Below are 14,855 nucleotides of genomic sequence, written 5' to 3' on the forward strand. Positions count from 1 at the left end.
GTAGATTACATTCTTACCCATTTAGAGGTCAATATTTCAATATTTATTAATTATAAGGTCAATAATTAGAGATATACTAAAAATTACTAGTCTTAAGTATAAAAATTAAGTAGTTCTCTATTTTGTAAGTAAAAATACTTAGATTTGTTAAGTAAAATACGTAGTTATGAAAAATATCATAGTTGTTGGAAATGGAATGGTCGGTTATAAGTTTTGCGAGAAATTTATAGATAATACCAATGGTGAAGAATATAAGCTCACTGTTTTTGGAGAAGAACCTAGGCCAGCTTATGATCGTGTTCATTTAAGTGAGTATTTTGAAAATAAGGACGCCAAAGCTTTAGAGATGGTACCAAGATCTTGGTATGAAGAAAACGGAATTACATTAATTACTGATACTAGGGTTACAGATATTAGCAGAAAATCTAAAACAATTACAACGGTTAATGATGTTGAGTATGTGTATGACTATCTCGTTTTAGCAACAGGATCATCCGCTTTTGTGCCTCCAATAAAAGGCATTGAAAAAAAAGGGGTTTTTGTGTATAGAACTATTGAAGACTTAGAGGCGACAATGAACTACGTTGCAAAACTTAAATCTGAAGGAACTCAAAAAAGAGCGGCAATCTTAGGTGGTGGGCTGCTTGGCTTAGAGGCTGCTAAGGCTTTAATTGATATGGGACTTGAAACAGCAGTGGTAGAGTTTGCGCCAAGATTAATGCCAAGACAACTCAATAACGATGCTAGTCAATCGCTTCAAACCAAACTAGAAGGTTTAGGGATTGAGATTTTACTTAGTAAAGCGACAGAACAATTAACAGGTGATGATTGTATTGCAGGCATGCAGTTTTCTAAAGACGAAACTGTTCCGTTTGATATGCTCTTGGTGTCTGCAGGAATTAGACCAAGAGATGAATTGGCAAAAACGTGTGACCTCGAAGTAGGTACACGAGGTGGTATTGTGGTTTCTAATGATATGAAAACGTCCGACTCCAACATATTTGCAATTGGTGAGTGTGCTTTGCTAAACAATATGATTTATGGATTAGTGGCGCCAGGTTATGATATGGCAGAAGTAGCTGTATCCCAAATTTTAGGAGATGAAAAAGTCGCTATGCCTACTGAAATCGATATGTCTACAAAACTGAAATTAAGTGGTATTGATGTGGCTAGTTTTGGTGATGCTCTAAATGAAAATGAAGGTGTTGAAATTGTTTATGAAAATGGTTTTGAGGGCATTTATAAAAGTATTATTGTAGATAAAGAAGGGAAATCACTTTTAGGTGGTATCATGGTTGGTGATGCTTCTGACTATAGTATGTTGCATCAAATATTTTTGAATGGAATGAAAATTCCTGAAAATCCTGCACAATTAATTTTGCCAGCAATTGATGGTGCTGCATCTTTTGGTGATGTTATGGATTTACCAGACGAAGCACAAATATGTTCTTGCGAAAGCGTAAGTAAAGGTCAAATTTGTAGCGCTATAGAAAGTGGAGTAGCAACAGACGTGGTTGGTGTAGTAAGCTGTACAAAAGCTGGAACTGGTTGTGGTGGTTGTAAACCTATGGTGACCGATTTAACCAATGCTACGCTTAAGTCTTTAGGTATAGAAGTGAAACCTGGGGTTTGTGAGCATTTTGAGCTGGATAGACAAGATTTATATAAAATTATTCAAGTAAAAGGTTATACTACTTTTAATGACGTTTTAGATAATCACGGAACTGGAGGTCATGGATGTGAACTGTGTAAGCCTTTGGTAGCTTCGCTTATGGCAAGTATAAATGCAGATACTGCTAATAAAGAATATGCGATACAAGATTCTAATGATAGGTTTTTAGCTAATATTCAGCGAAATGGTACATATTCTGTTGTGCCTCGTGTTCCTGGTGGTGAAATTACGCCAGATAAGTTAATTGCACTTGGTCAAATTGCTAAGAAATACGATCTGTATACTAAAGTAACTGGTGGAGTTCGTATAGATTTATTCGGTGCCACTTTAAATCAATTACCATTAATTTGGAAAGAATTAATTTCTCATGGTTTTGAAAGTGGTCATGCTTACGGTAAATCTTTACGTACGGTAAAAACGTGTGTTGGTTCTACTTGGTGTCGTTATGGAATGGACGAAAGTGTAAGTTTTGGTATCGAACTAGAAAACAGGTATCGAGGAATCCGTGCACCACATAAAATAAAAGGAGGTGTGTCTGGTTGTATTCGTGAATGTGCTGAGGCACGCGGAAAAGATTTTGGCTTAATTGCGGTAGAAGGTGGATGGAATTTATATGTTGGAGGTAATGGTGGTGCAACACCAAGACATGCTGAGCTATTAGCAGAACAAATAGATAATGAAACGGTTATTAAATACATAGATCGTTATTTAATGTTTTATATGCGCACAGCAAAACCATTGCAACGAACAGCTGCGTGGCAAGATAGATTAGAAGGTGGAATGGATTTCTTAAAAGAGGTTATTATTGATGATAAATTAGGGATTGCAGAAGATTTGGAAAAAGAAATGCAATCTTTAGTTAATAAGTTTGAATGCGAGTGGACGCAAGCGGTTAATGATCCAGAAATGATGAAACGTTTCAATCACTTCGTAAATAGTGAAGAAGAGGATGATAACTTAGTTTTTGTACCACTTAGAGATCAAAAAATGCCAGAACCTTGGAAATAATTAATAGACTAAAAACTAAATTACAATGGAAGTAATTCTAAATAAATATAAGACTACAAAGTTAGAAGATGTAACGGTTTGGTTTAAGGCAGCTCATATTAGTGCTTTTCCAAAAGATGGAGGAGCATGTGTTAAGTATAAAGATTTACAAATTGCAGTCTTTAATTTTGAAAGGTTAAGCACTTGGTATGCATGCCAAAATTTATCTCCAGAAAAAAAAGAAATGGTTCTTAGTAGAGGCATGATTGGTGATCATAAAGGAATTCCTATGGTGGCTTGTCCGTTACATAAAAAAACGTTTTCCTTGGTTAGTGGTGAAAATTTAAATGGAGATTTAGAGGCTATTGCCACTTATCCTGTTAGAATTAAAGAAGATTATGTTTATATTGGTTTTAAATACTAATAAAATCAAATAAATGAAGCCAACTAGATTTGAAATAGCGATAGCATTAATTGATCAGAAAAATGCTGAAGATATAAATACTTATAGTAGTCATGGTGTTGAGTTTTCAAAAGAATTACTGTATTCGCAACGTATGTTTCAAAAGTTGTTGCAATTTAAATCAGATGCCTCAGAAGAACTTCAAATAGCTGCAAGAGCTCAACATATTTGCAGATGGAAAATTGCCAGAAATGAATTTCCAATGGATAGAGTTGGTTATTTAAAATGGAGAGAGACTTTAAAAAAAATGCACGCTACAATAACAACGGAAATCTTAACCGAAGTTGGTTATAGTGAAGAATTTATAAAAAGAGTTTCCTTTTTAATTAATAAAAAAATGATTAAAAAGGATGAAGAAAGTCAGACTATTGAAGATGTTATTTGTTTGGTGTTTTTAGACTATTATTTTGAAGAATTTGCCAGTAAGCACGAGGATAAAAAGATTATTACTATTCTTCAAAAAACTTGGGGAAAAATGTCTGAACAAGGTCATAACTTTGCCTTAAGTCTTAATTATTCTGATAAAAGCTTGGCTCTAATAAAACAAGCGATTCATTGATAGATTTAAAACAAATGCCAGAAAATAGCAGTTCATTAGATCAAAGAACGTTTAGAAAGCTAAGCCGCTTATATATAGTAGCTTTGAGTACAATTGCATTATCTGTGATTATTAGTCAGTTTTTAATAAGAAAACATCTAAACGATCAACAAACCGATTCTACGGTCATTAACGTTGCAGGAAGACAACGAATGTTAAGTCAGAAATTAACAAAAGAGGCTATTATGCTTTCTTCTATTAATAATTTAAAAGAAAGCACTGCACTTAAAAATAAATTTCAAACCACGCTTTTATTATGGGAGTCTTCCCATAATTCGCTGCAAAAAGGTGATGTTAATCTAGGGCTTCCAAATAATAATAGTGATTCCGTAGCTTCTTTATTTCAAAAGATTAATCCTGTTTTTAATAATATTAATGAGGCTTCAAAACGCATAATTGAAATAGTTGAAACAAAAGCTAATAATAGTGCTTTAGATCTTACTAGTGAGGTTGAAATTATCAAAACAAATGAAAGTAGTTTTCTAGACACTATGGATCAAATAGTAAACCAATACGATTTTGAAGCAGAGGAAAAAGTAAATTGGTTAAAGAATTTAGAGTTACTTCTAACAGCACTTACGCTACTTATCTTATTGGCAGAATTATTATTTGTTTTTTGGCCTACGGCAAAGACGGTACAAAACAGTATTTCAAAATTATTAATAGCAGAAAAGAAAGCTAAAAGAATGGCTTTTGAAGCTGATGAATTAAGTGTTGCTAAGGAGAAATCAATAAAAGAATTACGTGCATTAACGCGTGCTATGGACGAGACACTTTTATTTGCTCGCATTAGGCCTAATGGAACTGTTGTTGAGATAGGTACTCGAATTTCAAAATTTTTTGGGCTTAACAAAAATATTACTAATATTAATTTTTCTGAAGTAATTAGTATCCATGAAAAAGAGCAGTTAATTATTGAAAACTTAATTTCAAAACATAAAAAAATAGGTTGGCAAGGCGAGGTGAAAGGGACAACAAAGAAAGGGGAAAATGTATGGTTAGAATTAGCAATCATTCCCTTTAATGCTGCCGGCAATAATTCAGAGTTACTTATTATAGCTTCCGATATAACGGATAGAAAAGGAGCTCAACTAGAAATAGAGCGTTTAACAGAAGCTAGTTTTGTTGAAAAAATGAATCAGCAAAAAATTATTTCGAGTAAAATAATTGAGAATCAGGAAAATGAGCAAAATCGAATTGCCAAGGATGTGCATGATGGAATTGGGCAAATGTTAACAGGTCTTAAGTATAATTTAGAAAGTATAGATTTAGGTAATATTGAGAAAGCTAAAGTAAAGGTTGAGCAGTTAAAGCTTCAGGCAGAAGATATCATTAAAGGTATTCGTACTGCTACTTTTAATCTCGCACCACCAGAGCTTACGGATCATGGTGTGGTTCCTGCAATTACAAAGCTAACAAAAGAATTAGCTAAACTTACGGGTAAAAATATTGTGCTTTACAGTAAGACAAAATTCAATGTGCGTCTAGATTCTTTAATAGAAATAAATATTTACAGAATTACCCAAGAAGCCATAAATAATGCCATAAAATATGCAGAATCAACTCATATCATTGTAACAATTACGCATACTGAAGAAATGCTAAGTATTGTTATAGATGATAATGGTAAAGGTTTTGATCCTGATAAGGTTGAAAAGAAAAAGAATGGAGATGGAGGAATGGGATTAACGTTTATGCAAGAGCGTATTAAATATATTAACGGTAGAATTTTCTTGAATTCAGAACCGAATAAAGGTACAAAAGTGACCTTAAATGTTCCCATGTAAATACGTAGTTATACGTATTTTTTATTATTTTCGTATATAGAAAAATATGTAAAATGTCCGCTATTAAAATTATCCTTGTTGACGACCATGTACTAGTTAGAGATGGTATAAAGGCACTTTTAGAAGATCAACAAAATTTTGATGTTATCAATGAAGCATCTAATGGAGTTAAGGCTCTGGAAATTTTGACTACTGATAAACCAGATCTAATGATTATAGATATTAGAATGCCAGAAATGAATGGTATTGAATTGGTAAAAGCCATTAAAGCAAAATATAAAGACATAAAAACCTTGGTGCTCTCCATGCACGATTCTGAAGAATACGTAGTTTCGGCTATAGAAGCTGGTGCAGATGGTTATATGCTTAAAGGTGCTAGTAAAGATGAGTTTATAAAAGCTTTACACACTATAGCTTCTGGTGATAAGTATTTTGCAGGAGATATTTCATCTATTATTATTAATAATTTTGTTAACGGTACTAAAAAGGCAACTGTTGCAAATACTACTGCTGTAAAAGATCCTTTCGGCCTTACAAAACGTCAGAAACAAATTCTCGGTCTCGTTTTAGAGCTTAAAAACAATAAGCAGATAGCAGAAGAATTGGATATCAGTAGAAGAACGGCAGAAGTGCATCGTTTTAATTTGATGAAGAAACTAAAAGTTTCAAACATCAAAGAACTTTCAGAGAAAGCAGCTGAATATAATCTTGATTGAGAATTTGAATTTAATAATAGAATTCTATTTTTTTTAGCGCTTAACTACTAAATTACTAAGATTTCTTCTTTTAACTGATGATTTCATATTAATCAAAAGAATACGTAATTTTTAATTTAAAAACTAAGTAATAATACTTATTTTTAAATCGTAAAATACTTAATTCTTGACCTTATGACTTCTCAAAAAGCGACAAAGCTTAATTTATTAGATATTAAAAGTATTCCAATCCGTACGTTTTGGATTACATCATTTTCATTTTTCTTATGTTTCTTTGCATGGTTTGGGATTGTGCCATTTATGCCAGATGTGGTAAAAGATTTAGGATTAAGTCCTGATCAGAAATGGAATTCTATAATTTTAGCAGTTTCAGGTACTGTATTCGCGCGTTTACTCATTGGTAAGTTATGTGATAAATATGGGCCAAGACTCTGTTATACTTGGTTGTTGGTATTAGGTGCTGTACCTGTTATTTTGTGTGGTTTAGTGCAAACGCCAACTCAGTTTTTAGTATGTAGATTATTTATAGGCTTTATAGGAGCTTCATTTGTAATCACTCAAGTACATACCACATTAATGTTTTCACCAAAAATTGTAGGTACGGCTAATGCGACATCTGCTGGTTGGGGAAATCTTGGTGGTGGAGCTAATCGTTTGGGAATGCCTTTAATTGCAGCAGCTGTAATTGGTTTTGGTGTTGCAGAAGGTGAGGCTTGGAGATATTCTATGGTAGTTGCTGGTGTTATTTGTTTTTTAATGGGAATTGTGTATTTCTTTTTTACTCAAGATACGCCAGAAGGTAACTTTAAAGATATCAACAGGTCGGAAATCATTGAAGAGAAAAAAGAAAAAATTTCTTTTCTAAGTGTGCTTAAAGATTATAGAGTTTGGATTCTGTTTCTTGTTTACGCAGGTTGTTTTGGTATCGAATTAACTGTTTATGGTACCATGGACGATTATCTACAAAACACCTTTCAGTTAGAGCGTGTTACTGCTGGTAACATTGTGTTGTCATTTGCTTTAATGAATATTTTTGCAAGAACATTAGGAGGATTCTTTGGAGACAAGTTTGGAAAGTTAAAAGGCTTACGTGGTCGTGTATTATTCTTAGCGGCAATACTGGTTACACAAGGTACAATGCTTTCAATTTTTTCGACTAGTACCAGTATTATTTTTGGAATTGTATTTTTAATATTATTTAGTTTAAGTGTGCAAATGGCTGAAGGAGCAACATTTTCTGTAGTGCCATTTATTAATAAAAAAGCTATTGGAACCATTTCTGGCATTGTTGGTGCAGGTGGTAATGTTGGTGCTTTTTTAGCAGCAATGCTGTTAAAATCTAAATCTGCTGTAGCAGAGAAAGCAGCTATTTCTGCTAGTCAAGGTTTAGGAGAGGAAGTTATTAATAATGCGCAAGCAGCAGCATCTTCGATTGCGGTTTCTAATGGCTATTTAATTATTGGTTTTACGGTTATATTTATTGGAGTACTTTCTTTACTTATAAAATTCACTACTGCAGATGAACATGCAGAGGAAGCTAATCTTAATGAAAGCTTTGGAGAATTAGAAGCGATAAAAGTAAAAAGCTAATTGTTAGCTAATATAATTATGAATTACGGACTATAAATCTTATATTTTATGAGATTCATAATAATGCTATTCAAGACTTGTTTGCTGACATAAAATGTCTTTAATTGATAATAAAAATGATGAAGTAGTATGTTGAAAAATGAAGTAAAAACAACCTGTTCTTATTGTGGAGTTGGTTGCGGTATCATTGTAAAAAAGGATATTAACAATAAAGTTTTTGTTGAAGGAGATAAGGATCATCCTGTTAACAAAGGGATGTTATGTTCTAAAGGAATGAATCTTCATTATGTAGCTAATGACACTTCAGATCGGATTTTATATCCAGAAATGCGATGGAGTAGATCGCATCCTCGCGAACGCGTATCTTGGGACGATGCATTGGATAGAGCAAGTAGCGTTTTTAAATCTATCATTAAAAAATATGGTCCAGATAGTGTTGGTTTTTATGTCTCAGGGCAATGTTTAACGGAAGAGTATTACATTGCTAATAAACTTACAAAAGGATTTTTAGGAACTAATAATATTGATACTAACTCTAGGCTATGCATGAGTTCTGCTGTCGTTGGTTATAAAAAAACCTTTGGAGAGGATAGTGTGCCTATTTCTTACGAAGACATTGAATTAGCAGATTGTTTTTTGATTACTGGTGCAAATCCTGCTTGGTGTCATCCTATACTTTTTAGACGTATTGAAAAACATAAAGAAGAAAATCCAGATACTAAAATTATTGTCATAGATCCACGAAAAACGGATTCAGCAAATTTTGCAGATTTACATCTTCAGCTTATTCCAGGAACCGATATTATTCTTAATAATGCTATTGGAAGGTACATCATTGAAAAAAAATTAGTCGATCAAGATTTTATAAATAATAACACAGAAGGTTTCGATAAATATAAGAAGCAGGTTTTCGATTTGTCATTAAGAAAGGCTTCAAAACTTTGTGGTGTTTCTGTAGATGATATAAAAACGGCGGCAAAATATATTGGTAACGCTACAGGTTACATTAGTATGTGGACAATGGGTCTTAATCAAAGTTCTATTGGTACCTATAAAAATTTCTCACTTTTAAACTTATCATTAATTACAGGTCAAGTAGGTAAGCCTGGTTCTGGTCCATTTTCTTTAACAGGTCAGCCAAACGCAATGGGAGGACGAGAAGTAGGAGGTATGGCTAATCTTTTAGCAGCGCATAAAGATCTTTTTAATGAAGATGATAGAAGAGATGTTGCTCAGTTTTGGGGAGTCGATAAAATTTCGGATAAAGCGGGTTACACAGCTACAGAAATGTTTGATGCTTTAGAATCAGGAAAACTAAAAGCCATTTGGATTGTGTGTACAAATCCATTAGTGAGTATGCCTAATCTTCATAAAGTTGAAAAGGCAATGAAGAATGCAAAATTTGTTGTTGTTCAAGATATATCACACAAGTCAGATACTGTTGCTTATGCAGATTTAGTACTTCCTGCTGCAGGATGGTTGGAAAAAGAAGGAACGATGACAAACTCTGAACGTCGTATTTCGTATTTACCAAAAGAAATTGATCCACCAGGAGAAGCGAAACCAGATGTTGAAATATTATGTGAGTTTGCTCAAAAAATGGGTTATAGGGGTTTTAATTATAGTAATGCTGAAGAGATTTATGATGAGTATTGTTCTATGACCAAAGGAACTAATATTGATATTTCTTTTTTAAATTATGACCGTTTAAAAAACGAAGGCACATTTCAATGGCCAGTTCCAGAATATAGGCATGCAGGAACGCCAAGACTTTTTGAAGATAAAAAATTCTATACACCATCGCAAAAGGCAATTTTCAATATTCCAGAGCAAATTATGAGTTCGGCTTTAAAAAAGGATATGGATTTCCCTATGATTTTAACTACAGGTCGTGTTCGTGATCAGTGGCATACCATGACAAAGACAGGGAAAGTCTCAAGGTTAAAAGCACATTATCCTAAGCCTGTTTTAGAGATTAATAAAATAGATGCTTATATCTATAAAATAGAAGATGGTGATATTGTAGAGATTAAGAGCGCCAATGGTGTAGTTCGTGTTCGTGCTAGTCTTACGGATAAGGTGAGAGAAGGTGTTGTTTTCTTACCAATGCATTGGGGAAAACAATTGCAGAATGATTTAAATAGAGCAAATAATTTAACCAATACTATTGTAGATCCTATATCTAAAGAACCAGAATTTAAATTCACTTATGTTTCTGTTAGTAAATATCAAAAGAAAGAAGAAAAGATTGTAATTGTAGGTGCAGGTGCAGCGGCTTTTAGATTTATTCAGAATTATAGAGAGAAAAACGAAAAAGACGAAATCCATGTGTTTTCAAAAGAGTTTAATCTATTCTATAACCGTGTATTATTGCCAGAATATATAACCGAAGAATTAACTTGGGAAGAACTACTGAAAATAAAGGAAAAAGAACTTAAGAAATTAAATATTACCATACATCCTGAAACGTTTATCACTAAAATCGATAAAAAAAACAAGGTAATTACGGATAATAAAGGTGAAACTCATAGTTACGGTAAACTTATTTTAGCAACAGGAAGTCGTGCATTTTTACCTAAAGATGTACAGATAGAATTACCTGGTCGCTTTACTATGCGAAATAAAATAGATGCAGATCGATTTAAATCGTATTTAGAAGACACTAAGTTGCCACCAGAAGAACAGCATGTTGCGATTGTTGGAGGTGGTTTGTTGGGATTAGAATTAGCAGCTGCTTTAAATCATCAAAATGTTAATGTCACCATTATTCAAAGGGCTTCCAGATTAATGGAGCGTCAATTAGATTTGGTGTCTAGTAAGCTGTTGGCGCTCGATGTGAAAGAAAGAGGTATTCAAATTTATTTTGATAATGAAGTTAACACGGTTTTTGATGATGAAGATTCAAAAGAATTAAACATCACTTTACGAAGTGGAAAACTGATTACTGCAAATGCGATAGTTTATGCAATTGGTACGGTTCCTAATGTAGAAATAGCAAAAAAGAATGGTATTTCTTGTGGTAGAGGTGTTAAGGTAAATCAACATTTACAAAGTTCAGATCCTAATATTTTTGCCATTGGAGAAATAGCAGAATATAATAATAAACTCTTCGGAATTACGTCTGCAGCAGAAGAACAAGCAGGTGTTTTAGCTAATTTTATTGAAGGTGATGTGAGTAGCTCATATTACGGTTCTGTATTAATGAATATTTTAAAATTCAACAATCTAAACCTTTGTAGTATTGGTGAAATAAATGTTCCTGAAAATGATGATAGTTACCAAGAAGTTATATTCACGGATATTTCTAAGCGTTACTATAAAAAATGTATTGTAAAAGATGATTTGTTAGTTGGTGCCGTTTTAATGGGTGATAAAGATGAATTTGCTGAGTTTAAAACCATGATTGGCGAAAAAATTGAAATGTCAGACAAAAGAAACACCTTATTGAGAGGTGCTTCTAATACCAAACCAGTTATAGGGAAACTTATTTGTTCATGCAGCCAGGTAGGAGAAGGTAATGTTGAAGAAGCTATTCAGCAAGGTTGTACAGATTTTACAGAATTATGTAATGTTACAGGAGCAGGTTTGGGTTGTGGAAGTTGTAAACCTCAAGTAAGAGATATGTTATTAAGCGTAAAGGCATAAAAAAATAATTATTTACACATGAATAATTTAAGCAGACTTATAGTAAATGGAGGTGTTTTATCTCCTGCGGAATTGAAATATATATGCGAATCTGCAGAAAGTTTAGGTTTAACATCTATTTCTTTTGGGTCTAGACAAGATATTTTGTTTTCAAAAACGATTGACGCAAACAGAATAAAAGAGTTTGATAAACTCAAAATAATACAACCGGGAAGTCATGATGGAGAAAATATTATTTCGTCCTATGTTGCGACAGATCTTTTTCCCGCAACATCATGGCTAACAAGTGGTCGTTATTTATATATTTTGGAACAATTTAGAACGCAGCCGAAATTAAAAGTTAATATAACGGATCCAAAACAGCGGTTAGTACCACTTTTTACAGGTCATATTAATTTTATAGCTTCGGAGCACGAAGACTATTGGCATCTGTATATAAGACTTCCAGAGTGGAAGGAAATGGAAATGTATCCAGCACTAATATATAGTTGGGATATAGAAAAAATTGTTGTGGCTATAGAAGATGTTTTGCAAGAAGAGCCAGATTCCATAGAGATGGTTTTTGAGTTGGTGAATGTTGCTGTGGATACCGAAAATAGAACGGTTGATAAGCCACTAAGCGTACCTTTTCACCCGTTTCCGTATTACGAAGGTATGAATAGAATAGGGCAAGACAAATATTGGTTAGGCTTATATTGGAGAAATAATAAATATGATTTAGAGTTTTTAAAGGCTATGTGTAACTTATGCTCTGATGATAAAATTGGAAAAATATCAATTACACCTTGGAAATCTTTTATTATTAAAGGGATTCCTAAGTCTTCTAAATTACAATGGGAAAAATTTTTAGGTAAAAATGGAATTAATGTGCGTCATTCTATGCTCGAACTCAATTGGCATTTACCAGTTGCAGACAAGGAAGCCTTGAGTTTAAAAAAATATTTGGTAAATAATTTTGATAAAAATGACATTAGTACTTATGGACTCACATTTGGTATAACAAACCACATTAGAAAAGCATATTATTTTACATCAATTGTTATCGAAATCAATGCGAAACCAGAGGAACTAAAAGATATCGGTATCAGAGATACTTATAACTTACTTTATGCAAAGAATTTTGATCCTAATACAAGGGACTATATTTCATATGTCCAAGATGTTGATAAATCAAATTTATCAAATTTATTAATGGAACTAAGTCAATTGTACTTTGATGAGTTAGGTACTGAAAAAGATGCTAAAGACAATTCTAAAATTTTAAAAGATACAGTTGAAGAGATTGTTTATCAATGTAAAGAATGCCTAACGGTTTATAATGCTCAATATGGCGATATCACACAAGATATTGTGCCAGGTTCTAAATTTGAAAGCCTTTCTGAATCTTATACCTGTTCGCTTTGTGAAGCTCCTAAATCTAGCTTTGAAAAGAAGGTTTTTGTAAGAGAAGTCTAAAATATTTAATTAATTTACCCTCCAATTGTAATCATACTCCGATTCTGACTATGCAATTTTGGTTCTTGTAATTTTTTGAGCGTATTCATACCACCACGTATTTTAAATTTAGCCTCAACGGCTTTTTTAATTACAGGTTCTATTGGGTTTCCTTCGCGTAAAGTGGTTAATAAATCCGATTCAGTAGAGGAGAAGAGACAATTCTTAAGTTGTCCATTTGCAGTAAGGCGTAAGCGGTTACAAGAATCGCAAAACGGATTTGTTACAGAGCTAATAATAGCAAAACTGCCTTTGTAACCTTTTATTTTATAATTTTTAGAGGTGTCGTTTGGCGCGTCTTGCAGTCGTAAAATTTCATTTTTGTTAAAATTAGCGTTAACAAGATTCATAACCTGTTTATATGAAACCATTTTACTCATATTCCACTTATTGCCATCAAAAGGCATAAATTCAATAAACCGGATTGAAACAGGTAAATCTTTAGTGAGATTTATAAAATCAATAATTTCATTTTCGTTAAAATCATTCATTAAAACAGCGTTCACTTTTACAATAAAACCTTCTTTAATCAATAATAGAATATTGTTGTAAACTTTTGTGAATTGGTCTCTGCGTGTTATTTGTTTAAACTTATCGCGATCTAAAGTATCTAAACTTACATTTATTTTTTTAACACCATTAGCTTTTAAAATATCTATAAACCTATCTATAATTACAGCGTTAGAGGTTATAGAAAGTTCAACATTTAGAGTTGCTAGTTTTTGCAGAATTTCAGGAATATCTTTTCTTATTAAAGGTTCGCCTCCTGTAAGTCTTATTTTTGTAACTCCATTATCTACAAAGGTTTTAGCGATGGTGTAAATTTCATTGCAAGTCATTAAATGACTTTTAGGCGACAACTGAATGCCTTCTTCTGGCATACAGTAAGAACAACGCAAGTTGCATTTTTCAATAAGTGAAATACGCAAATAAGCATGGTCTCTACCAAACGAATCTTGTAATATAGAATTAGTCTTTGTCATTAGTTTTAGTCGTGTCGTGCTCCTTTTAATATTTTAAAAATGTGTAATGCTGAAGGGAAAATAGCATCCATAGATTCTTTTGCTCCATTTGTGGAGCCTGGTAATGCTAAAACTAACGTGTTTTTTATGGTGCCAGCAACGCTTCTAGATAACATGGAATATGGTGTTCTGTCTTGGCCGTAATTACGAATAGCTTCTTCAATACCAGGAATTCTTCTATCAATTAGAGGTAATAGAGCTTCAGGTGTAACATCTCTAACTGATAATCCTGTTCCGCCTGTATAAATTACTAAGTCAACACCTTCGTTTTGGTATTTAAGAGCTTTCTCTTGGATAATATCTTTCTCGTCAGGTATCACAATATAATCTGCAATTTTAACATCGCAAGTTTCTAGTTTCGCTATGATTGCTTTTCCTGCCTTATCTTCTTTGTGTCCTGCCGAAATCGTATCCGAACATACAATTACAACGGCATTTAAATCTTTTCTAAAGCGGTCTTTAAAATCAGATTTCCCACCTTTTTTCTCTAATAATTTAATGTTATGAATTTCAATGCCTTTATCTATAGGTTTTAGCATATCATACATATTCAAAGCAACGATGCTCGCGCCATGCATGGCTTCAACTTCTACGCCAGTTTTATATATGGTTTTAACCGTGAACAGTACTTTGATTTCTAGTCCATTTATTTCGTATTCAATACCTGTGTATTCAATTGGAAGTGGATGACAATCAGGAAGAATATATGGAGTTTGTTTTACACCTAATAAGCCAGCCGCTTTGCTCATAGCAAATACATTTCCTTTTGGTACTGTATCATTTTCAATAGCAATTATGGTTTCAGGTTTACTGACCATTACAATGGCTTGGGCTGTTGCTATTCTTAGTGTTGTGCTTTTGTGTGTGATATCTACCATTTT

The 14,855-nt window shown here is 33.0% G+C and carries 9 protein-coding genes and 1 pseudogene; 8 read left to right on the top strand and 2 right to left on the bottom strand.

Annotated features, from left to right (window positions below):
* The first annotated feature begins 166 nt into the window (after positions 1-166).
* The 8 genes from nirB to ACJJVO_RS15840 all read left to right on the top strand — a co-directional run bounded on the left by nirB (position 167) and on the right by ACJJVO_RS15840 (position 12,913).
* Positions 167-2,680 (top strand): nitrite reductase large subunit NirB, encoded by a 2,514-nt coding sequence (nirB, locus tag ACJJVO_RS15805; RefSeq protein WP_405575860.1) that lies wholly within the window; start codon positions 167-169, stop codon positions 2,678-2,680.
* A 25-nt stretch (positions 2,681-2,705) separates the two neighbouring features.
* Complete coding sequence (gene nirD / locus ACJJVO_RS15810) at positions 2,706-3,083, top strand: nitrite reductase small subunit NirD (protein ID WP_405575861.1); 378 nt, start codon at positions 2,706-2,708, stop codon at positions 3,081-3,083.
* Positions 3,084-3,096: 13 nt separating this feature from the next.
* The gene (locus ACJJVO_RS15815) at positions 3,097-3,681 is read left to right on the top strand and encodes a DUF4202 domain-containing protein (RefSeq protein ID WP_405575863.1); all 585 of its coding nucleotides are present in this window, start codon (positions 3,097-3,099) and stop codon (positions 3,679-3,681) included.
* Positions 3,678-5,507 carry an ATP-binding protein gene (locus ACJJVO_RS15820; protein ID WP_405575865.1) on the top strand — a complete coding sequence of 610 codons (1,830 nt, stop codon included), beginning with the start codon at positions 3,678-3,680 and terminating at the stop codon, positions 5,505-5,507. The genes ACJJVO_RS15815 and ACJJVO_RS15820 overlap by 4 nt, the downstream gene beginning before the upstream one ends.
* A 53-nt stretch (positions 5,508-5,560) precedes the next feature.
* Positions 5,561-6,223 (top strand): response regulator, encoded by a 663-nt coding sequence (locus ACJJVO_RS15825; RefSeq protein WP_405575867.1) that lies wholly within the window; start codon positions 5,561-5,563, stop codon positions 6,221-6,223.
* A 174-nt stretch (positions 6,224-6,397) separates the two neighbouring features.
* Positions 6,398-7,813: an MFS transporter gene (locus ACJJVO_RS15830; RefSeq protein WP_405575868.1), complete on the top strand. Its 1,416-nt coding sequence runs from the start codon at positions 6,398-6,400 to the stop codon at positions 7,811-7,813.
* A 129-nt stretch (positions 7,814-7,942) separates the two neighbouring features.
* Positions 7,943-11,458 carry a molybdopterin-dependent oxidoreductase gene (locus tag ACJJVO_RS15835; RefSeq protein ID WP_405575870.1) on the top strand — a complete coding sequence of 1,172 codons (3,516 nt, stop codon included), beginning with the start codon at positions 7,943-7,945 and terminating at the stop codon, positions 11,456-11,458.
* A gap of 18 nt (positions 11,459-11,476) precedes the next feature.
* Positions 11,477-12,913 (top strand): rubredoxin, encoded by a 1,437-nt coding sequence (locus ACJJVO_RS15840; protein ID WP_405575871.1) that lies wholly within the window; start codon positions 11,477-11,479, stop codon positions 12,911-12,913.
* 14 nt (positions 12,914-12,927) lie between these two features.
* On the opposite strand, the gene moaA is transcribed toward ACJJVO_RS15840, so the two are convergent.
* Both moaA and moaCB read right to left on the bottom strand, forming a co-directional pair.
* Positions 12,928-13,935 carry a GTP 3',8-cyclase MoaA gene (gene moaA / locus ACJJVO_RS15845; protein ID WP_405575873.1) on the bottom strand — a complete coding sequence of 336 codons (1,008 nt, stop codon included), beginning with the start codon at positions 13,933-13,935 and terminating at the stop codon, positions 12,928-12,930.
* Between the two features lie 5 nt (positions 13,936-13,940).
* A pseudogene (gene moaCB / locus ACJJVO_RS15850) lies at positions 13,941-14,855 on the bottom strand (bifunctional molybdenum cofactor biosynthesis protein MoaC/MoaB); the annotation flags it as partial.

It is taken from the genome of Winogradskyella sp. Asnod2-B02-A, from assembly GCF_045063645.1.
Taxonomy (GTDB): Bacteria; Bacteroidota; Bacteroidia; order Flavobacteriales; family Flavobacteriaceae; genus Winogradskyella.